Genomic DNA, 24,765 nt, shown 5'->3' on the forward strand with positions numbered 1-24,765 from the left:
AGGAGGGTGTGCGTGAAAAGAAGACGACAGCGGGGACTGAATGCGTAGTCCAGACCAAAGTACCCGATCGCGGACGCAAATGTTCGTGGGACGGGCCTCCCGATGTCGAGGGCCCCCTCGCCGGCACGAGCCCCTCCGCCTCTTGTGCCCGTCTCCGGGCATGAGCGCTTCGACGAGACGGGCGCGAGGAGGCGTTGGAATTAACTGCCCTGTATTTCTACTATTTTCGTCCAGACGCCGCCCCTGACGCCGACGACTGGTCGTTCAGTGTCCAGTCGTACGACCCGAAGGTCACCTCGTACGCGGCCCTGGAGAGCGTATCCCGAACGGCTCCATCGAAATATGGCGCGATGAAGCGTTGCAGAGCATCGGTCGAGTCGCCGAAGTCCTGCCCATACCACTTCAGGATGCGGGAAAGCTGGATCTGCCCGTTGCCTGCTGGGATGCGATTCTTCTCGTCGTCATGAAAGAAGGTGCGCGTCTGATCTTCGAGCTGGAATTCAAGCCGGGCGCCGGTGTAGGCCTCTCGACGAAGACGGGGACAACTGGCGGCCGCACAGACGAGCGCGAAGTGAATCCGCGGCTCGTCAAATCGCTCGCGAATGATCTCATGCTCAATTTCGTCGAGGGTCCGAACGGTGTCGGCAACGCTCCCAACCTCCAACGCAAACGGACTATTGTCTTTCGGCTCGGCCGGCCCGGGCGTAACGGCCCAGATGTTCTTCACTGGGTAATGCTCTACGATGAGCTTTAGCGTGTAGGCGTTGTAGGCATTGATCCAGAACGCCAGACGGGCATCGCACCCAAGGGACGCCGGATTGGTCGTGGCGAGCTGGCGCAGGTACGGCCTCAGGACTGAGTCCGACTCCGCCTTTAGTTGCGCGTACTCCACATTGCCCTGCTCATCTACGAAGCGTTGAAGCAAACGCGTGAACGGGCCGTGGTCAATCGACGTCCGCACGACGGTCGAGGTGGCGCGTTGCTGGGCCTGTAGTGGAGAACGTCCTCCCACGACGATCAGGATTCCAAGCAGTACAGCAATGTATCGGGGGCAGGACATAGACCCACAAGTCGAAACAACGAAGGAAGACAAGGACACGGATGCTATTGGCCGACTACTGGCTCAGAGGAGGGCAATGGCTCAACGCGAGTGTATGCCTCATCGGGAGCTGTCGGAGTTGGCTCGACCGTAACTGCAGCCCAACTCCATCCAATAATGCCGCCCACATACGTTATGATCACGAGGGCAAGCCCTACGTACTGCCGGTAGCGACGCGTGGAATCGGACACGGGGGCAAAGACGATTGACGATTACAGTATGCCGGTGAGTGATTGCAACGATGCACCGATGCCGATGCTCCCTCGATGCTTCTTGACGCGTTCCTGCCCCTTCCTCCTCCCTGCGGGGGCCGGTACTTCCACGCATCAGATGCCCCGCACCCTCAGAGGGAAATGAGACCGAACCGAAATTCTCTACCCGTTGTATAGAAGCAGCGCGTCAGGGCCTCATCCTCTCTAGGGTATTGAAAAGCTGTCTGACGGACGTTCTGTGGCCTCCCATTTCGTGGACCTTGAATAACAGTGGTTTCTATGCCTCCATCCATACGCGGTGCGACCACCGTCTGTCCCTCACCTCTTCCCTCCGTCGGGCCAAGCCTATTTCTCGTTCTTCTTTTTGTCTCGTTTGCCCCTCTTCCCACAGCTGCCCAGTCGTCTGCTTCTCCCTCTGCCCCACTAGATACGGCCCTCGCCATCGCCGACAGTCTCCGCCGTCAGGGCCAGTTCCGCGCCGCCTTGTCCCGGGTAAACTCGCTGGCCCAAAAGCACCCCAACCAGGTGGGAATCCACTGGCGTCGGGCCCTCTTCATCACTGATCTCGGCAAGCAGTCTGAGGACGCAGAAACCGCCCTGTCCTATCACCGGAAGGCCTTAGACGCCGCCCAAACCGCCCTGGCGACCGACACCATCAGCGCCTGGGCGCATCTTGTCACGGGACTGGCCCAAGGTCGCATCACCCTCTACGCCGACCGTTCGGAACGAGTCCGACGGTCACGGGCCGTGAAGCATCATGCCGACCGGGCCCTTGCTCTGGATTCCACGCTCGCAGCCGCCTACCACCTTCGCGGCCGGTGGCACCGGCAGGTGGCGAGCCTCAACTTCATTGAGCGCACCCTCGTGAAAGCATTCTACGGCGGACTGCCCGATGCCTCGTACGAACAGTCCGTTCACAACTTTCAACAGGCCATCGCGCTCGAATCGAAACCGTACAACCATCTGGAACTCGGCAAGACGTACCGCCGCATGGACCGGGAGGCGGCGGCCCGACACCAGTTCCAGAAGGCATTGCGGACGGCGGGCTCCCCCCACGATCCCGAATACAAAGACGAGGCCCGCGCCCTTCTGGCAGAGATGCGTTAATCTGTGCCGAATGGGTCGGCCGACACCTGCCCAACCTCCGGCAGATCCTCAACCGTAGCTCCATGCAGAGCGTTGAAGAGGAGCTTGTACGTCCCGCGCGGCTGGCCGCGGAACTGGGGACGGAACCCGAAGAGAACGACCTCGCCGTCGCCTTCGTGCACGCGCATCAATGCCGCTTCTCCACCGATGTGCTCCTTTTCGCCCATTGCCCATCCGCTCATGAGTAGATCATTCTCGGCGTAACGGGCAACCACCTCGACCGGCGGTGCCTCCGGAAGCTCAGTGTCTTCACGCCCCCCCTCGCCCATTTTGTCCTGTCGCACCGCCTCGAACGCCCGGCTTCGGCTGAAGGACGCTGCCACCGTATCCCGCATGCCGTAGGCCAGGGGGTGCTCCGTGTTGATGGTGGTCCGAATGAGGGAGCCCGGAATGAAGAACTCAGAACTGGACACACCGTCGGTCACGTCCTCCACCGGCAGGCCAAACTGCTCAATCGCAAAGCTGCTGGCCTCATCGAAGGCCACCACGGTTCCGCCGTTTTCGACGTACCGCTCCAGCGCGATGGCCCCGGTCAGCCCTAACCCACCGACGTATTTCTCTGGCATCGTTCCCTCTCCGTAGCCGTTAAGAAGCAGGTCGGAGGAGTAGTGGTGCGGCAGAATGATGGTCGTATACTTCGACAGGTCCCCAGTGCGGACGTCGGCGTCATGAAGCGTATCCACCGGCACGTCATACTCGTTCAAGATCCAGCGCGTCCATCCCTCGTCCATGCTGGGCACCCAGGACTTGTAAATGCCGACCCGAGGCTGTTGCAACTGATGCAGCGGACCCTCCGGCTGCTCGGCTAGTCCCTGCACGTCGAGTCCATGGGCCTCCGCAACCGCCTCCACCCGTTGCTCCGTGCCCTGCCCCTGTTCAACCACGATCGCTCCGGAGTCCAGCTCGACTCCATTTGCGGACACGCCGGCTTCTGCCCAGAACACAGTCTCGCCATCTGCCAACAGTTCATTGACCGCTTCCGCGCTGGTGTTGGGTCGATGCGAAAACACATATCCATACCCCGCGCTTCCGGTCACGTCTCCGGGCGCAGGGGCCACCGAGTCCGTCACCGCCTGCATCTGCGCCTCGAACGACTGGTTTACCCGATCCACCGTCACGCCCATCTGCATCGGCAACGTCCACCCGGCCAGGTCGTAGGGCGTCTCGGGCTGCCCTCCTGCGGTGCGTCGCGTCGGATAATTTTGCGGCTCCAGCAGGTCCATCACGAACGGACGGAAGGCCTGCGCAGCGGAAATCACGTAGGAGCCCGCTGGGTACGTCTCGCCGCCAGCATCAAACGACTCGGTAGCCCGGTCGACCTCAATGCCCCCCTGCCGCAAGATATTGACGAGGTTGTGTGCCTCCCGCGGATTCCACTGCGTGGGTGGAATGACGTAGGCGAACGGATCGCCGCTTTCCCCTGCCTCGATGGCGTCGCGCCCCATCTTGTAGATGTTGTAGAGAAACTGCTGCGGGCGGTCGGCCGCCACGTCCAGCACCCCCATCGACGCCGTATTTGTATAGTTAACGGCATCCATAAAGTGGGACTCTCCTCCCTTCCAGGGATCGGTATAAAAGAGCGCCGTGCCGTCGGTCGGGTTGCGCTCGCCAACGTGCGAAGGAAGAGAATCGGGCTCGTAGTGCCGGGGCGTGGGCGTCTCGTGAGCCACCTCCGTCAGGATGCCGATCTGATTGTGAAAGTAGGGCGCGGTGCGCATGCCGCCATTCCAGAACATGGTAAAGATGTCATTCGACACCACGCCGGGCATGTCCTTCATCGCAAAGCGCTGCCCCATGGCCGTGCCCACCTGATTTACGCCCGCCACGACGCCCGGGTGGATGTCGGGATTCACCGGACCGGTGAACGGGGGAATGAAAATCCGTGCCCAATCGGGCGCCGTCTGGTGATGATTCACGACAATCTGTGGATACCACTCGTTGAAGATCACGTCCGTCACGGCCCGCGTCTCCGGCATGTTGTTCATGAACCAGTCCCGGTTGTTGTCGTGGCCCACGTACTTGTGGTAGAGCCACGGAGGACTGCTGGTCTCGAACGGAGTGTCCAGCACGCGGTCGTACCAGTTCTCGACAATGTCGAGCCCGTCCGGGTTCATCACCGGCATGAGGAGCAGCACCGTGTTCTCCCGAATCTTCTGCGCCTCGGCACTTTCCTCCGTCGCGAGCCGATGCGCAAGCTTCGGCATGGCCTGGCTCGGGGCTCGTTCCGTAGAGTGGAGCCCCGCATCAATCCACACCACCGCCTTTCCCTCCTTCGACAGCTGCTGGGCATTCTCCTCACTGATTCGCGCCCGGGAGAGCGTAGCACTGATCTCTTTCCAGCGGTCGAGATTGTCGAGGTTGTCCGCACTGGAAATCACAAGCAGCTTCATCGACCGCCCCTCCACCGTGGTCCCGATGGACTGCATCTCCACTCGGTCACTGGCCTCGCTAAGCTGGCGGTAGTATTGGGTGAGCTGGTCGTAATCGGCCATCTTGTAGTCCGCCCCGGGCTCAAAGCCGAGCACCTCCGACGGGACGGGCGCCTGCCCGAAGGCCCCTCCCCCTCCTACAAGCGCAAACACAACAGCAACGACGGCAATGCGAAGGGACATCTCGAGCGTGTGACGAATGGCCATGTGGGGCAGTGCTTGGCAATACAAGAGGACCACGTTCTCCGACTTTGACAACCCGTGCAGGTAGTCCAACAGGCGCGACCGATGCCGACCGCTCGGAAAACGCTTTCAGAATGACATCCTCTCAGATCGATGCCTCCCTGGAAGTGTTTCCAAATGATCACGCCCTCGTGATCTGACGATGCAGATTGCACGGGCGTCCCATGAAGAGAATGGGAGCCTCCGGCACGAACTGGCCGTCTCCTCATACAAGAAATTGTACTGTAGCACCAATTTCTATCTATGATTCTCCGCTAGCCATTCCCGACCCAGACGCCTTTGCCGACCGGAAACAGCTCGTCGAGGCTGCAATCCGTCTCGACGCCCATCGTCAGCCCCGCTCTGCTTCTGAAATTTGTGATGAGGCGGGCGTGGACGATGCGCTCTACCACACCTACTTCGATTACGCCGACCAGATTTTGCCGACCTTTTATGACTTGGCCGTCGACCAGTACCGGTTACTGTCGTCGGCCACGGACGGATATGAGGACTTCACGTTCGAGGAGCGCCTGGCCTCCTTCTACTATATCCTCCTCGATACCCTGGGCGAGCATCGGGCGTTCGTCCAGGATACCTTCGACAGCCGTATTCGCTACGACTCCTCGTTTCGGGGGAACGTGCGAACGGCGCTTCGCGAGCTGCTGTCGGATGACCGCATTCCCCAATCCAATCGACTCGTCACAGGCCTCTGGCCGGTGCACGAGGTCCTCACAGAAGTAACGTTTGCTATCATCCGACACTGGATCTCAGACCAGACGAATAATCAGGCCGCTACGACTGCCCTCGTCGACAAACTCGTTGCATTCATCGCCGAACTGGTCACTTTTCGCGGCGTGTCACGAGGTGTGGACTTGGCCTGGCACATCGTGCAGAACGACGCGCTGGGCCTGCGGCGGCTTCCCCTTCTGGGGCGGCTCTTTCCCAAACGGGAGAATCGATCGTCGGAATGAGTTGCCCGAGTGGTCGTACTTCGTGTTGCGTATTGCGTATAGGTGGAGTCGATACGAAATACGCAATACGAAATACAGCTCACAAGTCCTCCTGGCGTCTCTTTTCCTGATTCAGCAGCCCTCCCATGAGCCAGCAGCACAACTCGGACGATGACTTCCCCGCGTCGAAGATGGAGCGGAGCAAGATCTTCGCAAAGACGGGCCTGAAGGTGGGAAAGAACTACGCCAAGTATCTCGCGGACCGGGTGACGGGCCGCGGCGGCGACGCGGAGGAGCGCAAGCGCGACCTGAACACGAAAAACGCGGAGGACCTCTTCCGCGAATTTACCCGATTGCGGGGGACGGCGCTCAAGATGGCACAGTCGATGAGCATGGACACCGGCATGATGCCGGACGAGTTCATGGAGGTCATGGCCGAGGCGCAATACAACGTGCCCCCGATGAACCGGGCGCTGGTCCGCAAACGCATCCGCGATGCCCTGGGCAAGATGCCGGAACTGCTCTTCGACACATTTGAGTCGGAAGCACTGGCGGCGGCCTCCATCGGGCAGGTCCATCGGGCCCGCCTGAGCGACGGGCGGGACGTGGCGGTGAAGGTGCAATACCCGAACGTGCGGGAGACCATCGAGTCCGACCTGACCGTGGCTCGCACGCTGTTCGGCCGCCTGGTGCGTGGGGGAAGCATCGACTCACACTTCAATGAGGTGCGCGACCGCCTCCGGGAGGAAACCGACTACGTGAACGAAGCCGACAACATCGACTTCTTTGCGGAGCAGTACGACCAAGACGAGATTGTGGTGCCGCGGGCGGTCCGAGACTACTCGACCGAGACGGTACTCACGATGACGTACGTGGAGGGACAGCACCTGAAGGAGTTTCTACAGAACAATCCAGACCAAGCGGCGCGCAACCACTTTGGCCAGCTCCTGTGGGATTTCCTCCACGAACAGGTGGCCAGCAATCACCGAACGCTCCACGCCGACGCCCATCCCGGCAACTTCCTCTTCCGCGACGACGGGCGGCTGGGCGTCATCGACTTCGGGTGCGTAAAAACCTTTCCGCAGGACTTCCGCGACGACATGCTCCGGCTCTACCGAGCCCGCATGGCGGACGACGACCAGAACATCGAGCGGTTGTTGCACCAGCTCGACATCCTCCACGACGACCTCTCCGACGCGGTCCGCAACGAGATCCGCGCCTTCTTCGACCAGTATGGCTCACTGATCGTGGAACCGTATCGCACGCCGACCTTCGACTTCGGCGATCCTGAATTCAGCCAGCGACTACACGACTGCTTTCAGGAGGCCTCTCGCCTACGCGAGGTGGTGGGCTCCCCGCACTTCATCTTCCTCAACAAAGCGCTGGTGGGCCTGCTCAACCTCCTCACCCAACTGGAGCCCGTGATTGACACGACCCACAGCGTGGAGTTGCTGAACGACGAGTTGGAGACCCTGGGAGAAACGCCAGTTCCGTCGTGCAGTGCCTCCAACTGATGAGGCGCGAGGAGTGAAGCGTGAGGAGCGAGTGACAAGCGTTGCTCACGCATCTCGTTTTCACCCATCACGCGTTCAAACGAAAAACCCTCCCGAACGGCGATTCAGGAGGGTTTCGGGGCCTGCCCGGGAGGATTCGAACCCCCGGCCTCAGCCTCCGCAAGGCTGCGCTCTGTCCGACTGAGCTACGGGCAGGTGTCTCGGTAAGTGCGTCCCTCTACACGACTGCCAGTGCCGAAAAGATCCGACGACGCGGGTTCTCACGAAGTGTTCACTGTCCGACCGTCTATCGCAGTCCGTCGCGGGACGGCGGGACATCGAATCCATTCCCCTCGTACTGAACCTCGTCGTCTGCCCCGTTCTCGTGAATGCGATGTCCATGTTCATCGGACAGCCGTATGCGTCGTCGTAGTCTACAGCTAAGCGATGATGGTCTCTGTCCAATGCGCGCTCTACAATGCCGAAGAGGGCCTCGAGGGTGTAATCGCTCTCCGGGATGTCGTGCAACGCCGGCGCTCCCGTACCGGGATGCCGGAGCGTGTCGTCGGATGCCGGATCGAGCACCGCCACTACGGTGTCGGCCGGCCCCTTGACCATAACAGGCGTCGACCACGCCGAGCAGTAGCCCCTGACACTCAGGGTGTACTGATACCGTGAGACGTCCTGGTGTCGGTCCCCCCATCCCTCGTAATGTCCAGCGACGGCTATTGGCGCGTGCTGGGGCGCCCAATGTCCATCTCGCCACGTCGGGAATCAATGTACCGGCGATGTATATTCAACGCCTCTTCGCTTGTCCGTCCTGACCTCCGTTTTCTTATGGATCGCCCTCGAGTGCGCGAGCTGCTGGGACTGGCGGTCGACATCATCATGCTGGTCCTCATTGTCGCCAATCTCACCCTCATCATTATCGACTGGGGATTCGAGAGTGTTATCGTCCAGCGACAGCTCCAGACCTATCTCCCGTCGGTGCACCGATGGTACGACGAGACCATCCATCAACACTTTCTCTTCTATGACCTGGCCTTCGTCGCAATTTTCGTCACCGAAATCCTCATCCGCTGGGGCCTAGCCATTTACCGGCAACGCTACCACCGATGGTTCTTCTACCCGTTCGTCCATTGGTACGACGTGCTGGGCTGCATTCCGGTGAGCTCCCTCCGATCCCTGCGCCTCTTTCGGGTGATCGCGATGATCCCCAAAATGCAGCGCCTCGGCCTCTTTGACCTGAAAAAGACCTACGTCTACGAGAAATTTGAGAAGTACCGGGCCATTCTGCTGGAGGAGATCAGCGACCGGGTCACTGTTCGCATCATTGAGGGTCTTCAGAAAGAAATCCGCGGGAGCCACCCGGTCACCGATCGTATCGCCAAGGAAGTCATCGAGCCCCAACGCGAGGCCCTCATCCAAGCCCTCACGCATCGCCTCCAGGAGGCCACCGCCGTTGCCTACAGCAGCCGTCAAGACGACTTTCACGACTACCTCGACGACGTCATTGCCGAGGCGGTCAACCGGAATCGCGAGATTAATACGATTGCGTCCCTGCCCGGTGTGGGAACTCCGATGGCGACACTGCTGGAGAACGCCATCAGCGACATTGTCTTCAACGTCATCGACCGGATGGTAGAAGACGTGGCATCGCTCGAAAACGACCGCGTCATTGCGGAGGTGACCGCCATTTCGACCGACACCCTGCTCAGCCCGAAATACGACCAACGGCTGAATCGACTGGCCCGATCGGTCGTCCTCCAATCCCTCGACGTCATTAAGGAGCACGTGGAAATTAAGACGTGGAAGCAAACCTACTCGGACCCGTCTTCGCCCCAACCTGCTCCCGCCGCCTCGTAATCCTGTACTCTCATGGCCGGCCTCTACGTTCACGTCCCCTTCCGATCTGCGCCGCGCTCCTACGACGAAAGCTACTGCGTCGTCCCCGACCCAACGGATGTGTCTGAATACGAAACGGCCCTGCAACGGGAGTTGCGGGCCTACGCTCGGGAGTACGCGGCCGAAGAGCCGATGACCACCGTGTACGCGGGAGGAGGACGGCCCTCGCTCCTGCCACTGAACACCGTCCATACCCTGCTCACAACTCTGGTGGAGGTGTTCGATGCCTCCGCATTTGAAGAAGCAACCGCGGAAGTGAATCCCGCCGACGCCTCCGTCGGCTACCTGCACGGCCTGCGGCACATGGGCTTCGACCGACTCAGTCTCGACGTACTCTCGTTTTTTCCCGACGACTTGCGCACGTTTGATGGGCCCCACTCCGCAGAAGACGCCATTTCCGCCCTCCGGCACGCCCGAACGGCTGGCTTCGACGAACTATCCATTGACCTTCTGTTCAGTCCTCAGCAGCCCCTTTCTCGCTGGCGGGCCTCCCTCCAGTTGACCGTGGAGCTACGGGTGCCCCATGTCACCCTCCTCGAAGCCCCCTCTGCTCCGCCTACGGAATCGGCCCAATCGGCCCTGGCCGAGCGACTGGAGTACGCAATGACTTTCCTTCAATCGGAGGGCTACGAGCAGTACGAACTCACCCACTTTGCCCGACCGGGCCACCGTTCAGCACACCAGGAGCACTACTACGACCACGGCAACTACTTGGGCGTGGGACCCGCCGCCGAGTCGTTCTGGTGGATCGATCGCGCCCACCGCTCCGTTGGGCGCCGATGGACAAATGTAAGCGACCTGGCGCGCTACGCAACGCTCTTGGACCACCAGTACCCACCGGTGGCGTACCGTCAGACGCTCGACCGTCGTGCACTGGCGCGCGAGTACGTGCTCTTGCGGCTCCGAACCGCCGCGGGACTCGACCTCGCCCGCCTGGCGGAGCAGTACGATCTCGACTTGCGAGCCGAAAAGGAGAACGTGATCGAGAGCCTTCAGGATCACGGGCTACTCACGGTCGAGCGTGATACACTTCGGCTCACGAATCGTGGCCGTCTGCTCGCCGACGGCATTGCAGAACGCCTGCTCTCCTTCGACTGACCATCGATCCGATCCGTGCCGAACCTCCGTCGTGCCACACGTGCTGAGGATCTGGACGCCGCTCGGCGCCTCTTTCGCGAGTACGTGGAGGAACTCGACTTTGCCCTCGACTTTCAGGACGTCGAAGCCGAGCTGGAGGCTCTACCCGGCCCGTATGCCGCGCCGGACGGCGCCATTCTTCTCGCCGATGTCGAAGGAAGCCTCGCGGGCGTGGTTGCCGTGAAACCACTCGACGAAGACGGCGTCTGCGAAATGAAACGCCTCTATGTACGCCCCCACCACCGCACACAGGGCGTGGGGCGTGCGCTGGGGACTGCGATCCTGGACACAGCCCGCGCTCTCGGCTACGATACAATGCGACTCGACACGGTCGAGTCCATGACGGCTGCCCGATCGCTGTACCGGTCGCTCGGGTTCGAGGAACGCTCGGCCTACTACCACAACCCGTTGCCGGACGTCGTGTACATGGAACGCGAGCTCTAGCGTCTGGTCCTACCGCCCCTTGCTCCTCTACTGCCTCCCTCCGCTGATGCTTATCCGCTTCCTTCCCGTCCTGCTCCTATTCGGCCTCACGTTCGGCTGTACCTCGAACGAAACTGAATCGGAGACCAAAGACCTGTCCTTCCAGGAAGGCACCCTTGCGTTCGTCCAACCGAACGGCGACACGCTGACGACCATTGCCCTCGCAATTGCGGACTCGGATGCTGAACGCACGCGGGGGCTCATGCGACAACGCTCCCTCGGCTATGAGCGTGGCATGCTCTTTATCTTCGACGCAGTGGACACGGGGGGAATGTGGATGCGCAACACCCCTCTCCCGCTTGACATCGTATTCGTGGCCCCGGACTCGCAGGTCATCAACATCGCCCGCCGTACAACGCCGTTTTCCGAAAAGACCATTGAGCCGGACGGGCCCCGAAAGTTCGTCGTCGAGGTGCGTGCAGGCTTCGCCGACCGTTTTGGTCTTACGGATAGCACCCGGGTGCGCTGGACCCGCACCCCGTAGGGGTGTGTGCCGCTCGGCTCCTATCGTTTCTCCCTATGACTTTTGCCTCGCCTCTGCTCATGGCCCCTCCGAAAGTGTTCCTCCCTCTTCTCCTGGCCTTCTCGATCATCCTCGCGCCAGCGTGCTCGACCGACAATGGCGAGGACGCCCCGTCCGCCTCCTCAGACACGACGTCCATTCCCTTCGACAACGAAGGACAGCTCGCCTTCGTGCAAGACCGTGACACGCTCGTTCTGATCGATCTTGAGATTGCTGAATCCGATTCTGCCCAAAAGCGGGGCATGATGCAGCGCGAAGGATTTCCGAACGAGACGAGCGGCATGCTCTTTCCATTCGACGAGGAGCGAAAACGAAGCTTCTGGATGGCGAACACCCCCCTCTCCCTCGACCTCTTCTTTATCAGCGCCGACTCGCAAATTGTGCGCATCAAGAAGTACGCACAGCCGAACAGTGCGACCTCCATCCCCTCCCAGGCTCCGGCCCAATATGTGCTCGAAACCGGCGCCGGCTTTGCCGACAGCTACGGCATCGTGGAGGGTGACCGCGTGCGATGGCGTCGAACCGACGAATGAGGGCATGGGCTTTTCCCTGAGCAGACCCGCCTCTCCTATGTTCAACTCGAAAGCAGGGTATCTTCAGGATCCGGCCTATACGGAATCCGGCGGTCGATGACGGGCCCAATGCCCTCGGATATGGCAGTCCCCGTCCTTCTGATGTGACTCCTGCTCCCGGAACCCCGTCTGCCCCTCTCCTTCTTTCGGAGCGCGCCCCAAACGATGCCTCTGCCCTGATTGTAGAGACAGAGAAATCAAAGGACCGAAGAGTTCTCTTCGGCTCGGAGATCCACTGCCGGACTTGAAATGTAACCCGGAAGCCAACGGGACTTGAATACAGTGCCCCAGGTGGGACTCGAACCCACACGGTGCGTGTGCACCAACGGATTTTCGTCTCACTCCGGCTTTCGCCAATCTGTGAGCTGGACTTTCTCTTCGTCCCGAATGCCGTCGGGACGCTCCCCGTCAAGTCTCTGCACCTTCCCGTTCGGGCTTGGCTCAGGGTTGCCATTTTACAGGGTCCCCTGAATTTGAGGAGCATCATTCCAATCGTTGCCGACTGGACGCTCAAGGTCTTCCTCAAGTCCGTTGCGTCTACCAGTTCCGCCACCGGGGCATATTATCGCAGATCATCGGTCCGCGACGCTCCGCGGAAGGTCGGATCATTGGGGACTCAGATCTCCTCCTCATCCCTCCTCCGTGTGCGTCCCCCCCAACAGACCAGGCCGGCTCTCTCCTGTCGTGGAGTCGCGTCGCAATTTCCCGAAATGAATCAACCCGCGTCGCAGGCGACCGTTTCGTCAGCACTATTTTCCGTCTGGCCTCCTCTCCGCGTTCGACTGCTTCTACAGCAACCCCCTTAGCTTTCTGTCCCGCGTCCACTACGCCTCCTCCGACAGCTTCCGTTCAATAATCTTCTCGGGTTCGGTAACGCTCCGCAAGCAAAAGCGGGCGACGAGTCGGGTTTGCTCCTCCTCGCTGAGATCAGCGTGATGACCTTGCCGGTCGAGGCGGTGCTGCTGGGCATGGTACAGGGCCACCGCCGCAGCGACGGAGACGTTGAAGCTCTCCGTGAACCCCGGCAACGGAACCACGCACGCGGCGTCGGCCTCCTCCATCATCGCGTCGGTCACCCCCTCTTCTTCGTTGCCAAACACAAGGGCCGTCGGCGCCGTGAAGTCCAGTTCTCGGATCGGCACCGTATCCGCGTGGAGGTGCATCGCCACGATCTGGTATCCCTCGTCGTGCAGGTGCGCCGCGGCCGCGGAAGGGCCGTCCCAGCGCCACACGTCGAGCCACTGCTGCGCCCCGCTGGCCGCCCGCTCAGAGTGCTTATAGCGCTCGTTGTTGCCTTTTACCACGTGAAAGTCCTGGTACCCCAGGGCCTCCGCCGATCGCATGACGGCGCTCACGTTGCCCGTATTCACCAGGCCCTCCACAACAGGCACCACCGTTCGGGTTCGCTCGGCGACCACTGTCCGAATGCGCCGCAGGCGCCGGTCGGTCATGTGGGGCTGCAGTAATGAGATAATACGGTCCGGGGAAAGTCGAGTCTCCCCAAACCGGAACGGATCTGCATCCACTGGGGGCGTTCCACCCGCATCCAGCAATCGATTCATCTCCCGTTCTGCGTCGATCTCGTGGCGATTCATGAACCCCGGTTCATCGAAGAGCGTATCGTGATCGTGTACCGCCCCAGAAAGGGCGTTCCCCTCTTTTTCCTCTCCCTACTCTCCCCTTCTCATGCCTCGTCCTCACACGACCGTGGTGCCTCTTCGTTCGTCGCTTCTCGCCTTTTTTGCGCTGTGCCTGAGTGCCGTTCCCGCCTCCGCCCAATCCGTCGCAGCTGTTGTGGACGAGATGCAAGCCCGACATACCGAGCAGCTCCAAACCGTGGACACCTATATCGTCGAGACGAACCTCTACACCTCCTACAACAAAAAGATCTCGCAGAACGGAGCGCCGACCTACCAGACCACAACTCAAATGAACGGCAGCGACCCTACGTCGTTTGCCTCCAGCACCACGCCCTCTGCCGCCTACGGCCTCCAGCTCGACCGCCTGAAGCAGCATGCCCGCTATGAGGGCACCGGAACGGTCAACGGGACACGCTGCCACATTCTACAGGTGGATGATCCGTCAAAGGTGAATCCGGACCTGCAGGCCAGCGACGCCACCAGCATGACCTACTACATCGACGCAGAACGGTACGTCCCGTCCCGAATTCGGATGAAGCCGCGGTCGGACGGCGCCCGGGGCCCCCAGACGTCGAGCGTGACCATCAACATGGTCGACTACCGGACGATTGATGGTCTCACCCTCCCCCATCGCATAGAGTTTCACATCGAAACAAGCATGTCCGAGCAGCAACGTCAGCAGATGCAGCAGGCCATGAAGCAGATGGAGAACATGCCCGACCAGCAGCGCAAGCAGATGGAGTCGATGATGGGCAACCAAATGGAGATGATGAAGCGCATGATGTCCGGCGAGCCCATCGTCGTGGAGGTCCAGCGCGTGGAGGTCAACACGGAGCTTCCGGAGGGCGTGTTCTCAAATTAATTGACCGAAGGCGAGGATTCCCCCTCCGCCCTCTTCGCCCCCTTTCCCCGAAAGATTCCACGGCTCGTCCACGAGGAGACTCAGTCCAGGAGCCGCTTGTAGAAATCAAGCGTCTGCTCGGCAATAGCCCGCCAGCTAAACTGCTCCTCCACCCGCTGCCGGGCGGCATGCCCCATCGCTCGACGCCGATCTGCGTCGGCCATCAGAGCATTCACCCCCTCAGCCAGACGCCGGGCAAATCCCTCCGGATCCGACGGCTCCACCGACTCCCCCTCTGTCGGATCTACGTCCACAAGAAGTCCCGTCTCGTTCGGCACCACAATCTCTGGAATTCCTCCAACCGCCGAGGCCACCACCGGCGTCTCGCACGCCATGGCCTCAAGGTTGATGATGCCAAACGGCTCGTACACGCTTGGACACACAAACACGTCGGCGTGAGAGTACATCGTGATGATGTCTTCGCGCGGCAGCATCTCCGCAAGCCATACGATCGGATTGTCGGTCTCCGCCCGCGCCGTTTCGACGCGTGCCTCCATTTCTTCCCCAATCTCTTCGGTATCCGGGGCCCCCGCACAGAGCACCACCTGAATGTCGGGATCGAAGTGGTGAATGGCCTCGACGAGGTGCAAAATGCCCTTCTGCCGCGTAATGCGCCCCACGAAGAGAACGTACGGCTGATCGGAATCCACCCCGTACGATTCGAGCACAGATTCGTCCGGACGCGGACGGTACTGCTCCACGTCAATTCCGTTATGGATGACCTCTACTCGTCCAGCGGCCACATCGTAGAGCGACTGCACGTCGTCTTTCATGGATCCCGAGACGGCCACCACACCATCCGCGTTCTCGTAGGCCGTCCGCTCCACCCAGGAACTGCCCTGATACGCCGTGCCGAGCTGCTCGGCTTTCCAGGGCCGGTGCGGCTCCAGCGAATGGGTGGTCAGCACAAGCTTCCCTCCGGTCAACTGCTTGGCCAAACACCCCGCCAGGTGTGAATACCACGTATGACCGTGAATAATGTCCGCATCCGCCACGGAGCCAGCCATGACGAGATCCCGGGCCATCGCATCCATAAACTTCGCGTGCCGCTCGTCCTGATGCGGCAGCTCAAAATCCGGCTCCACGCCTCGCACCCGCAGATTGCCGTGCTCTTCGTCCTGCTCCCCAAAGCACAGGACGTCCACTTCGTGCGCCCCCTCCTCCAGCGCCGCCAATTCGCGGGTCAGATACTCGACGTGGACGCCCGCTCCTCCGTACACGTTGGGTGGGTACTCGTTGGTTAGGATGGTGATTTTCATGTCGTCGGTAGTCTAAAACTGGGGCAAGAACCAATGACAAAACGATGTGCTCACCGTAGTCGGTGTGGTATGTGAGTGTGGGCGTACGTGGGTATGGGGGGGTGACCTATCGATGTCGACCTCAACTCTTTTCAGAGGCACCTCGCCCCCCACACGCCCAAACGCACATACTCCCCACCTAGATGATCGTATCGTCGGGAATGACGGTGTTCTTCGGAATGACGACAATGCCATCGCGAATGTAATAGTTGTCCTCCTCCGCCTCTTCAATATTGTCCCGGTTCTTGATGATGCACCGCTTCCCGATGGACACATTTTTATCCAGAATCGCCCCCTCAACGTAGGATTCCTCCCCGATTCCGGGATCCTTCGCCCCTTCGAGATAGCCGATGTCGTCCCGGTCGTGCCACCGGTAATGGTCCGCCCCCATCATCACCGTATTCTTGAGGGTCGTATTGTCGCCCACGTACGACCGAATGCCCACCACCGAGCGTGAGATCTGGCTGTTGGTGACTACGCTTCCCTCGGCAATGAGCGAGTTTTGCACGTAGGAGCTCAGAATCTTGGCCGGGGGCAACATTCGTGCATTCGTGTAGAGTGGCCGATTTTGATCGTAAAGGCTAAAGGCCGGGCTCGTGGCGGCCAGCATCAAGTTTGCCTCGTAGAAGGAGCTGATGGTTCCAATGTCGCTCCAGTAATCGGTAAAGGGATAGCTGGCCACCGTCAGCTTATCGATCGCTTCCGGAATGATTTGTTTGCCGAAGTCGTGATCATCCGGATTGGCGTCCAGAAGCTCCCTGAGCGGCTCCCGATCGAAGATGTAAATCCCCATCGACGCCAGGAAGGTGCGCCCCTGCTCCTCCAATTCGTTGGAGACGGGACTTTCCTTGCCGGCCAGTTCGTCGGCGGGCGGTTTCTCGTGAAACTCGGTGATGATGTGCTCGTCGTTCGTCTTCAGAATGCCGAAGGCCGGAGCCTGCTCGGCGGTCACCGGGATCGTGCCAAGAGTTACGTCCGCGCCGGTCTCTCGATGATGCTCCAGCAGGTTGCGGTAGTCCATCGAGTAGAGCTGGTCGCCCGAGAGGATGAGCACGTGCTTGTGCCGGTACCCCTCAATGTGCGGAATGCTGCGCCGTACCGCATCGGCCGTCCCCTGAAACCAGTCCTTCGAGGCCGGGGTCTGCTCGGCGGCCAGCACCGTCACGAAGCCGTTCGTAAACCGGTCGAATCGATAGCTCTGGGCCAGGTGGCGGTTCAGGCTGGCCGAGTTGAACTGAGTGAGGACGAAAATACGTGGGATGTTGGAGTTAATACTGTTCGACACCGGCACGTCGATCAGACGATAGCGCCCCGCCAGGGGCACGGCCGGCTTGGCGCGCAACTTCGTAAGGGGATAAAGCCGGGTGCCGGCGCCGCCGCCGAGAATAATAGTAATGGTCGAAGTATCCATAACGTCGCCGTCGAGAGCATGCGAGAAGACTGACAAGGGAACGGCGGAGGAACGGTGGGCGCAAGAAGCTAGAGACGTTCCCAATCGCCTGCGAGGGTCAAGAAAGGAACCGGCGGCGTCTCATGCAATGGGTGGTGCTGCTACCGAACACATCGTAAAACGACATTGACCAGAAGGGTCAACAGAAGACTGAGGACAATCATCGTCCCGACGGGAACGTACACCTGCACGTTGTCCCCTCGATAGACGAGATCTCCGGGCAAATTTCCGAGATCTACCACATGGCTCAAAAGAAGTACCAGTCCCCCAATCCCCACCAGTCCAGTTCCGAGATAGATTAGACCGCGGCCCAGCGTTCCGGCATCCATGATGTTTGTGTGCAAACGGAAAGAGAGGCTCAGACGACGACTCGGGGTTCGTCCCCGTTCATCAACACTTCGCCCGGGGAACGGACCGTCCCCCAAACTCTGGGCAAGCGTATACGTGCCAAAGGACGCCGATCTCCTTCACCACCCTAATGTCCTCATGCTACTAAAGTGGATTCTCGTTATCCTCCACATCATTACCGCGGCCGCGTGGTTCGGTCTCGGTCTGCGCCTAACCGGACAGGCCCGCACAGTGCTGGAAAAAGACGGTGACGCACAACGCGCCCTGGCCGACGACGGTCAGCGGTCCGTCTGGCTCATGACCATCTTCATCGTGCTAACGCTCGTCTTCTCTATCAGTGCCTTCATCGCAGGGGGACACTTCGACACGTACGGGCCGGTCTACCACTCCGCAGTCACCCTGATTGTGCTCCTCACCCTCGTACAGCTGTTCGTCATCCGCCCGGGCTGGAACGCGCTGCAATCCGCCGTGGATGCCGCCGACCGAGATGCCCTGGAGAGCGCCAAGAGCCGTGTAGCGATTGGGACGGGCGTGGGCCACCTGCTCTGGCTCGTTCTACTGGTCCTGATGTTCGCCAACCGACTCGTTGGGGTCGCGTAGCTCGCCCGATCGGACCGGCCCCATGGCGACGGCGGGGGGCCGGCCCAAGCGTGCGAAGAGGCTCATGTCTCTTCGGCCTCCTCCATTTCCGAACCTTCTTCGGACGCCCCGCCGGCCAGCACCTCCTGGTTGGCCGGAGTTGAGCGCGCCAACGCCACGGCTCCGTCCTCATACTGATCCGGGCGCCGGTGCTGCAGAAAGAGTTTACGGGCAGGGGCCTCTGTGCACTTGTCGAGATCGATGGAAGCCATGAGAATGATGGCCTGGCCGGAGGGGGCTTGCGCCACCACCCGCCCGGATGGGTCCGTGACCAGAGAACTGCCTTCAAATAGCAGGTTGTTCTCCCGCCCCACCCGGTTCGCCATGGCCCCAAAAAAGCCATGCTGAAAGGACGCCACGCGGAGCTCGGACTCATACATGCCGTCCGGCCACTCGCCCATCGTTCCGGCCTGAGGCACTGCTACAATCTCGGCGTCTTGCAACGCCAGCGCGCGAAGGTACTCCGGATAATGGCGATCATAACAGATGGCCACCCCCACCCGGCCCACAGCCGTGTCGTACACCGGTGCTCCCGTATCTCCGGGGGTGTAGTACCCCTGTTCGTGGAAATGCTCGTACTCGGTAACGTGCATCATGCGTGTGCACCCGAGCAGCGTCCCATCGGCATCAATGACGGGAGATGTGTCGTAGGTCCGGTCTCCGTCCCGCTCCAGCATGTTAAACACGACCACGACCCCGAACTGCTCGGCCATGTCGGCGACCGACTCGGTGGTGGGTCCCGGAATCGGTTCGGCCAGATCGAGTACGTCTTCGTCTCGCTCCTCCGCGGGAATCTGCGGATAAAAGGGTGAGAAGGAAAGCTCCGGAAAAATAACGAGGTCCGCCCCGGCGTTGGCCGCATCCTTGATCGCGTTGAGACCTTGCTGAAACGCCTCGTGCGAATTGTCCGGGAGGAACTGCTGCGCAAGTGCTATATCCATAGGTCTTGGGGTAGGCTCGAAGGACAAAGTCGAAGATCGGGACTTAAGGGGAGGATTCCTGTGCAGATCGCCGTTCTGGCACCAGGAAGGCATCCGGAAAGGTCGACCGGGCGTTCTGCAACACCTCGCGGGCTTCCGATCGAGAGGAAAACGGCCCCAAACGAACGCGGTAGTACGGCGCTTTCCATTTGATGTGTGCGACCCGTCCCGCCGCCCCCTGCTGCTCAAAAAGACGTGACTCGAATGAGGCCGCGTGGGTCTCCCACCAGGAGAGCACGGCTCCCAGCGTCTGATGCGCCGCGTCTTTCTCTTTGCTCATGTCCACCTGCACGTGATAGATGCGGGCAGGGGACTCCGTATCGGACGGCCCAGACCGATTTGCCGACGGACCGGAACACGACAGGCCGAGAAGCAAGCCGCCGACCAATGTACCGAACGCAACCAGACGTCGAGCGTGCATGGCAGTTGAAGTCCTCTCATGATAGATCGGGAAGGCCACCTCGGGAACCTGCCCCCGCTCAATCGGCCCGACAGTGTTGCAGACCGCATTTGGAGCCTTGGCGTTTTCCATCTTACCAATCTACGACCTGAGAAGCCAATTCGGGCCCCGCAGGACTGAACGATTGCATGTTGAACACTCTATTGCACGTCCTCCCTCCCTGCTGACAATTTGGAACGAACCGGCCTCCTTCTCTGAGCGTCTCCGTACTCACCGCGATCCTTTTCCCTATGCGTACCTGGAGGAAATTGATCGATCCGTACTTCGACACTCCTTTTTCCAACTGGCGGCTAAATCGAAACGTAGTACCGCAGGGATTCCGAACGTGTCTGCCATCATCATGTCCAAACAGACGTCATCCTTAGAAGCGGTGAGCCTGGCAGGGGCACCCGACGGCCCTCCCTCTCAACCGTGGATCCTTCATGTAGGCTCCGACCTGCGTTTGGACGACGAATCATCGGCGCTCGGACGGGGCAAAACAGATTCTTCTATCAGCGACCGAGGATCGGGTCCCCAACAGGAGTTGAAGGGACAAAATGGCGCTCATACCGAATCCGGCTGCAGACTTCAGAGAGGAGCTACGGCGGTGCAATACGCAAACCCCTCTCGTATCGTCGGCGCCGGCGAGGAGGGCACCCAGAAGCGCCGTTGGACTGTGACGTTACGAGTTTAACCGCAGGGGCGACACACCGTGGCACTGGGTTTTCGTTTCCTGAACGGTAAATATCCTCTGTGTAGCGTCGTTGGAGTCCAACGACGCTACGGAATCCTGCTTCCTACCGGAGTAGAGCTCCCGGAGTTGGTATCACATGAGTCTTGTGGTGGGGCCACGGGGGAATGCAAAACCATTACGAGATCGGAGGCCCATGACGCCCACCTACCAGCCCAGCAAACCCCAAAACCCATCAACATCTTGCTGTCCTATTGCATTTCGGACTGCCGTCGCTGATCATGTTTCCTCCCTGCTATTGTCCATACTCCGGACTTGATAGCGTGCTGCTCGTTCTCGCCCCGTATGCCCCCGCTGCCCCCATGCTAACTTCATCCCTCCCGCCGGTCGAGGCCACGAACGAAACGAACGGCACGACGGAGCTTTGCGGTCAGATGTTGGCCTGAACTGCGGAGATGCAACGTCCGTCCGGCGGGCCTTCCCACTACGCTTTTGTCTCAACCTCTCCCCCCATGCGTTCTATCCTTGCTGCCCTCGTGGCTTCGTTCCTGCTCCTCAGCTGTTCGTCCTCTCCCCCCGATGCTTCTCCCTCAGCCCAAGCTGTGGTGGATAGTGCCATTGCGGCGCACGGGGGACCGACGCTCAATCACGCACGCATCTCCTTCGACTTTCGGGGCGACCAATATCGCCTTTTGCAAGATGGCGGTCGCTTTCACTATCGCCGTACCTATACCGACTCGGTAGAACAAACGGTCGTGGATGGCCTCACGAACGAGGGCGCCTACCGAACGGTAAATGGCGACACGGTGTCGCTCTCGGAAGAGGAGCGCAGCAGCCTCACGACCACCGTCAACTCCGTGGCCTACTTTGCCCTCCTGCCCCACCCGCTTGGAGACGCTGCCGTACAGCCGACCTACAGCGGCCGCGACACCATCGATGGAGTCCCCTATCATCGCATTCGGGTCACCTTCCAACAACAAGGAGGAGGGGAGGACTGGCAGGACATTTTCATGTACTGGTTCCGGACGGATACCTACGCGATGGATTATCTGTCTTATGCCTTCGGCCTCGCCCCGACGGACACCGATACAGGAACCCGCTTCCGAGAGGCCTACAACGTCCGTCGCGTCAACGGCGTGCGGGTTGCCGACTACCGAAACTACACGTCGGACTCGCTGCGCTACGATCGGATGCATCGGTATCCGGCCCTCTGGAGTCAGGAGGCGCTCGAATTGGTGTCTCGCATCGAAATTGACAGCGTGCAAATCCAGCCGCTCCCGGCAGACGGTTCGTAGAGTGGGTTGTGCTTGTTTCTTTTCTAAGTATGTGCAGCGCTTCAGAAGTACGCTCCTTCCAAGAAAACGACACGTTCGTCGCTCCAGGTCAAGCTTGAACATCCCAGATGTCCAGGAGCAACGGGGGGCCACTTTTCTCGGTTGGCGTAAAGACTTACGTCTTCAACCTATAGCACAACGCGTTCGGAGACGCCCTAGAGCAACGTGTCTGCCCAGACTTGCTAGAGGTTCTTAATTCTCTACTCCACTGCCCCTTTTCCGTCCCATGCGTTCGGCCCCACCCGGCTGCCTCGCCCTCGTCTTTCTCGGCGCATTGCTGCTGCTCCCGTTTCTGTTGGCAAACGCGATGCTTGCAGCGCTCGGCAAGCTCGGACTTGGCCCGGCGACTTCGATTCTGGCCGCGCTCAGCATTTTCTTGGGAAGCGCCGTGAACGTGCCCGTGACGCGGATTGAACACGAACAAACGGTCGAGTACCTGCCCAATCGCCTGCTCGGCCTGCATCGGTTGTTTTCCCAGTCCGTGCAACGACGTACGTACACCGTCATCGCCGTAAATGTCGGCGGTTGTCTGGTGCCGACGGCCCTCGCGGGATACCAGTGTGCACGGCTGGCCATGGAGGCTCCCTCGATCCTCCCCGCCGCCCTCCTCGCACTTGGCATCAATGTGACCCTCTGCTATTTCGTGGCCCAGCCGGTACCAGACACCGGTATCACGATGCCTGCGATCGTACCGGCCGGGGCAGCGGCCCTGTGCGGCCTGGTACTGACCCCGGAGTGGGCCCCGCCCGTGGCGTTCATGGCGGGCGTGCTCGGCCCGCTTCTTGGGGCTGACTTCTTGCACCTCGACGACATTGCGGAGATCGGCACTGGGATGGCAAGTATCGGGGGCGCCGGCACCTTCGACGGTATTGTGCTCTCGGGGCTTGTGGCAACTCTCCTTGCCCCTGGCGCCCTGTAAGTCCCCTTTCAACCACACGCGCCCGCCTCGAAAAATCGAAGCGAGCGCGTGGACTGTCGACTGTCCACTCATTCTTCGAACGGAACAGCGGTTTTATACGGAATCCGACGGTCGATGACGGGATCACCACCTTTGGAAATGACAGTACCCGTCCTACCGATGTGACCCCCGACCCGAGATCCCGATCTCGTGAGTCGGATTTTGTATTACAGCACGTTGCCGGCTCCCTCCGTACGGTGTACGTTAATGGCACTGGTGCCTTTCGGCGTCTGCTCGGTATCATATTCAACCGACTCCCCGTCGCGCAGGCTCTCTTCCCAGTTGAGGCCGTCGACGTTGTTTCGGTGTACGAACACATCTTTGCTCCCATCCTGCGGCGTGATGAATCCGTACCCCTTCTCGCTGCTAAACCACTTCACTTTTCCGCGTTGCATAATATACCTGTGTTGTTTGTTGGTGCTTCACCCTCCACGAGGATACATCCGGAACGAGGGACGGAGATGTCCTTTTCCGACACCGCGGTGATGGTGACGCCTGTTGTTTTGTGATAGACCTAGGCACGCCCCGCCCCACAGGGGGTTCCCACCCCCACATTCCCAGCACCGTTTTCACAGAGCCGCACCCCAGTGGGGTGCCAGTTCACGGGGATTGCACTCAGTACCGTGAACCCATGTCTTGAACGGTGCGTAGTTATGCAATCAGAACACGGGCCTGTAGCTCAGCCTGGATAGAGCATCGGCCTTCGGAGCCGAGTGTCGGGGGTTCGAATCCTCCCGGGCCCGCATCTGTCTCTCTTCCCCCGCTTGGCGCCAGCTGAGCGGGGATTTTTCTTTTTCTCCCGTTTCTCCCGGTGTGCGATCACGGCGTCCGACTGGCGGCCCGCTCCGACTCGTAGGTCCCGGCCGCCTGACTCGCCAGCGCTACCTGATCGGTCGCGACAATGTCGACGCCTCTCCGAAAGAGATCGCGGTATACCACTAATCCTCGCTGCCGGGCCTGACGGTCGAGATCGCCGAAGGTGCCCACGGTGACCGGAATATTGCGCTCCGAAAACACCCTCAACACCTCTTCAGCGGGCGCTCCAACTCCTGCGAAGGCGACAAGACGAGAGGAGTCAACCTGCTCAACGTACGCCACGGCCTCCTCTTTTGTATCCGCCGACACGGAAAGTACCAGTTCCGGCATCCGGCGGTGATACCAGCGTGCATCGTCCAGCGTATAGGTAATCACAAGCGCCTGATCGAGCGCCTCCATTCGACGAAGAAGCTCGACGACCCGCGACCGGGGCACAGGGTCTTTCACGTCCAACTGGAGCACCGCACGCCCCTCCGTCCAGGCCAGCGCCTCCGCAACGGTGGGCACTTCAAATCGCGTCGTGCGGCCCGACTCCGTAACAAGCTGAAGTTCGCGCAGCTCGCTAAGCGTCTTCGACTGCACCGCTCCACGCCCCGTCGTCGTTCGTCCAAGCGTCTCGTCGTGCATAAGAACGAGCACGCTGTCTTCCGTCATCCGCACGTCGGTCTCTAGTAGCACGGGCCCACGCGTCAGCGCATGCCCAAACGTCGAAAGGGCATTCTCTGGAAATCGTGCTGTGGGCCCGCCGCGGTGCGCCCCAATCAAGGGTACCGCATCTGAACGAAGGTAGACCGCTAGACTATCTGCACTCTCGAAGTCGCGGTAATGCGTGGGTGTTTGCCCGTTCGACCGCTTCTGTGAACTCGTCTCACAACTAACCAGCAGGCCACTGGCAAGGAGGACCAAAAGTGGAATGAGATGGATTCGGCGAGGGACGCGACGCGGTATGAGCACGATTCAGCAACGACTGATCTTGGGAAACGAAAGAACATCTATCGGATAGCCGAATCGTAGGCGTGTTGACCCGACGGAGATCCAGTCCAACGGTAAATTTTGGTAGAGATGCCCAATGACGAATCCAGCGTCGTTCGATGCTGATC

23 protein-coding genes and 2 tRNA genes are annotated in these 24,765 nt (G+C 60.4%); 13 read left to right on the plus strand and 12 right to left on the minus strand.

Features of this window, described 5'->3' with window-relative positions; genetic code table 11:
- Positions 1 to 220: 220 nt before the first annotated feature.
- Complete coding sequence (locus tag BSZ35_RS03450) at positions 221 to 1,060, minus strand: DUF547 domain-containing protein (RefSeq protein WP_105011145.1); 840 nt, start codon at positions 1,058 to 1,060, stop codon at positions 221 to 223.
- Positions 1,061 to 1,104: 44 nt separating this feature from the next.
- Entirely contained in the window at positions 1,105 to 1,290 is a 186-nt protein-coding gene (locus BSZ35_RS19200) for a hypothetical protein (protein ID WP_146109987.1), read from the minus strand.
- 300 nt (positions 1,291 to 1,590) lie between these two features.
- On the opposite strand from BSZ35_RS19200, the gene BSZ35_RS03455 reads away from it, so the two are divergent.
- Positions 1,591 to 2,418, plus strand: coding sequence for a hypothetical protein (locus tag BSZ35_RS03455; RefSeq protein WP_105011146.1), 828 nt, complete (start codon positions 1,591 to 1,593; stop codon positions 2,416 to 2,418).
- On the opposite strand, the gene BSZ35_RS03460 is transcribed toward BSZ35_RS03455, so the two are convergent.
- Entirely contained in the window at positions 2,415 to 5,093 is a 2,679-nt protein-coding gene (locus tag BSZ35_RS03460; protein WP_105013705.1) for a M14 metallopeptidase family protein, read from the minus strand. The two genes, BSZ35_RS03455 and BSZ35_RS03460, sit on opposite strands and share 4 nt — an antisense overlap.
- A gap of 407 nt (positions 5,094 to 5,500) precedes the next feature.
- Here BSZ35_RS03460 and BSZ35_RS03465 point away from each other — a divergent pair, with 407 nt between their 5' ends.
- Positions 5,501 to 6,079 (plus strand): hypothetical protein, encoded by a 579-nt coding sequence (locus BSZ35_RS03465; RefSeq protein WP_258096053.1) that lies wholly within the window; start codon positions 5,501 to 5,503, stop codon positions 6,077 to 6,079.
- 125 nt (positions 6,080 to 6,204) lie between these two features.
- Positions 6,205 to 7,572, plus strand: a complete 1,368-nt coding sequence (locus BSZ35_RS03470) for an AarF/ABC1/UbiB kinase family protein (protein ID WP_105011147.1) — start codon at positions 6,205 to 6,207, stop codon at positions 7,570 to 7,572.
- Between the two features lie 121 nt (positions 7,573 to 7,693).
- Here BSZ35_RS03470 and BSZ35_RS03475 read toward each other — a convergent pair.
- Positions 7,694 to 7,767 (minus strand) — tRNA-Arg (locus tag BSZ35_RS03475).
- Between the two features lie 621 nt (positions 7,768 to 8,388).
- Here BSZ35_RS03475 and BSZ35_RS03480 point away from each other — a divergent pair.
- The 5 genes from BSZ35_RS03480 to BSZ35_RS03500 are packed head-to-tail and all read left to right on the plus strand — an operon-like array spanning position 8,389 to position 12,132.
- Positions 8,389 to 9,417, plus strand: a complete 1,029-nt coding sequence (locus BSZ35_RS03480) for an ion transporter (RefSeq protein WP_258096054.1) — start codon at positions 8,389 to 8,391, stop codon at positions 9,415 to 9,417.
- 12 nt (positions 9,418 to 9,429) lie between these two features.
- Entirely contained in the window at positions 9,430 to 10,554 is a 1,125-nt protein-coding gene (locus tag BSZ35_RS03485; RefSeq protein ID WP_105011148.1) for a coproporphyrinogen-III oxidase family protein, read from the plus strand.
- Positions 10,555 to 10,569: 15 nt separating this feature from the next.
- Entirely contained in the window at positions 10,570 to 11,037 is a 468-nt protein-coding gene (locus BSZ35_RS03490) for a GNAT family N-acetyltransferase (protein WP_105011149.1), read from the plus strand.
- A gap of 46 nt (positions 11,038 to 11,083) precedes the next feature.
- On the plus strand, positions 11,084 to 11,560 hold the full coding sequence (locus BSZ35_RS03495; protein ID WP_105011150.1) for a DUF192 domain-containing protein: 477 nt from the start codon (positions 11,084 to 11,086) through the stop codon (positions 11,558 to 11,560).
- Positions 11,561 to 11,595: 35 nt separating this feature from the next.
- Positions 11,596 to 12,132: a DUF192 domain-containing protein gene (locus BSZ35_RS03500; RefSeq protein WP_258096055.1), complete on the plus strand. Its 537-nt coding sequence runs from the start codon at positions 11,596 to 11,598 to the stop codon at positions 12,130 to 12,132.
- Positions 12,133 to 12,995: 863 nt separating this feature from the next.
- Here BSZ35_RS03500 and BSZ35_RS03505 read toward each other — a convergent pair.
- Positions 12,996 to 13,766, minus strand: a complete 771-nt coding sequence (locus BSZ35_RS03505; RefSeq protein ID WP_258096056.1) for an RNA methyltransferase — start codon at positions 13,764 to 13,766, stop codon at positions 12,996 to 12,998.
- A gap of 91 nt (positions 13,767 to 13,857) precedes the next feature.
- Between BSZ35_RS03505 and BSZ35_RS03510 the strand changes: the two genes are divergently transcribed.
- Positions 13,858 to 14,673 (plus strand): hypothetical protein, encoded by an 816-nt coding sequence (locus BSZ35_RS03510; protein ID WP_105011151.1) that lies wholly within the window; start codon positions 13,858 to 13,860, stop codon positions 14,671 to 14,673.
- An 80-nt stretch (positions 14,674 to 14,753) separates the two neighbouring features.
- On the opposite strand, the gene glgA is transcribed toward BSZ35_RS03510, so the two are convergent.
- The 3 genes from glgA to BSZ35_RS03525 form a co-directional block, all read right to left on the minus strand.
- Positions 14,754 to 15,971 carry a glycogen synthase gene (gene glgA, locus BSZ35_RS03515; protein ID WP_105011152.1) on the minus strand — a complete coding sequence of 406 codons (1,218 nt, stop codon included), beginning with the start codon at positions 15,969 to 15,971 and terminating at the stop codon, positions 14,754 to 14,756.
- A gap of 178 nt (positions 15,972 to 16,149) precedes the next feature.
- Positions 16,150 to 17,421: a glucose-1-phosphate adenylyltransferase gene (locus BSZ35_RS03520; RefSeq protein ID WP_105011153.1), complete on the minus strand. Its 1,272-nt coding sequence runs from the start codon at positions 17,419 to 17,421 to the stop codon at positions 16,150 to 16,152.
- Between the two features lie 140 nt (positions 17,422 to 17,561).
- Positions 17,562 to 17,789, minus strand: a complete 228-nt coding sequence (locus BSZ35_RS03525) for a DUF2905 domain-containing protein (RefSeq protein WP_105011154.1) — start codon at positions 17,787 to 17,789, stop codon at positions 17,562 to 17,564.
- Between the two features lie 157 nt (positions 17,790 to 17,946).
- Here BSZ35_RS03525 and BSZ35_RS03530 point away from each other — a divergent pair, with 157 nt between their 5' ends.
- Positions 17,947 to 18,408, plus strand: coding sequence for a hypothetical protein (locus BSZ35_RS03530; RefSeq protein ID WP_105011155.1), 462 nt, complete (start codon positions 17,947 to 17,949; stop codon positions 18,406 to 18,408).
- 62 nt (positions 18,409 to 18,470) lie between these two features.
- Here BSZ35_RS03530 and BSZ35_RS03535 read toward each other — a convergent pair whose 3' ends face one another.
- Both BSZ35_RS03535 and BSZ35_RS03540 read right to left on the minus strand, forming a co-directional pair.
- Positions 18,471 to 19,388, minus strand: a complete 918-nt coding sequence (locus BSZ35_RS03535; protein WP_105011156.1) for a carbon-nitrogen hydrolase family protein — start codon at positions 19,386 to 19,388, stop codon at positions 18,471 to 18,473.
- A 43-nt stretch (positions 19,389 to 19,431) separates the two neighbouring features.
- The gene (locus BSZ35_RS03540; protein WP_181149163.1) at positions 19,432 to 19,848 is read right to left on the minus strand and encodes an SPOR domain-containing protein; all 417 of its coding nucleotides are present in this window, start codon (positions 19,846 to 19,848) and stop codon (positions 19,432 to 19,434) included.
- Between the two features lie 1,221 nt (positions 19,849 to 21,069).
- Here BSZ35_RS03540 and BSZ35_RS03545 point away from each other — a divergent pair.
- Positions 21,070 to 21,852 (plus strand): DUF6503 family protein, encoded by a 783-nt coding sequence (locus BSZ35_RS03545; protein WP_258096057.1) that lies wholly within the window; start codon positions 21,070 to 21,072, stop codon positions 21,850 to 21,852.
- A 265-nt stretch (positions 21,853 to 22,117) separates the two neighbouring features.
- Complete coding sequence (locus BSZ35_RS03550) at positions 22,118 to 22,810, plus strand: DUF1614 domain-containing protein (RefSeq protein WP_105011158.1); 693 nt, start codon at positions 22,118 to 22,120, stop codon at positions 22,808 to 22,810.
- Between the two features lie 206 nt (positions 22,811 to 23,016).
- Here the strand turns inward: BSZ35_RS03550 and BSZ35_RS03555 are convergent, their stop codons facing one another.
- Positions 23,017 to 23,244 carry a cold shock domain-containing protein gene (locus tag BSZ35_RS03555; protein WP_105011159.1) on the minus strand — a complete coding sequence of 76 codons (228 nt, stop codon included), beginning with the start codon at positions 23,242 to 23,244 and terminating at the stop codon, positions 23,017 to 23,019.
- Between the two features lie 273 nt (positions 23,245 to 23,517).
- Between BSZ35_RS03555 and BSZ35_RS03560 the strand changes: the two genes are divergently transcribed.
- Positions 23,518 to 23,592 (plus strand) — tRNA-Arg (locus tag BSZ35_RS03560).
- 76 nt (positions 23,593 to 23,668) lie between these two features.
- Here the strand turns inward: BSZ35_RS03560 and BSZ35_RS03565 are convergent.
- Positions 23,669 to 24,571: a glycerophosphodiester phosphodiesterase family protein gene (locus BSZ35_RS03565; RefSeq protein ID WP_258096058.1), complete on the minus strand. Its 903-nt coding sequence runs from the start codon at positions 24,569 to 24,571 to the stop codon at positions 23,669 to 23,671.
- Between the last annotated feature and the right edge of the window lie 194 nt (positions 24,572 to 24,765).

Source organism: Salinibacter sp. 10B, assembly GCF_002954405.1.
In the GTDB taxonomy this organism is placed as follows: Bacteria; Bacteroidota; Rhodothermia; order Rhodothermales; family Salinibacteraceae; genus Salinibacter.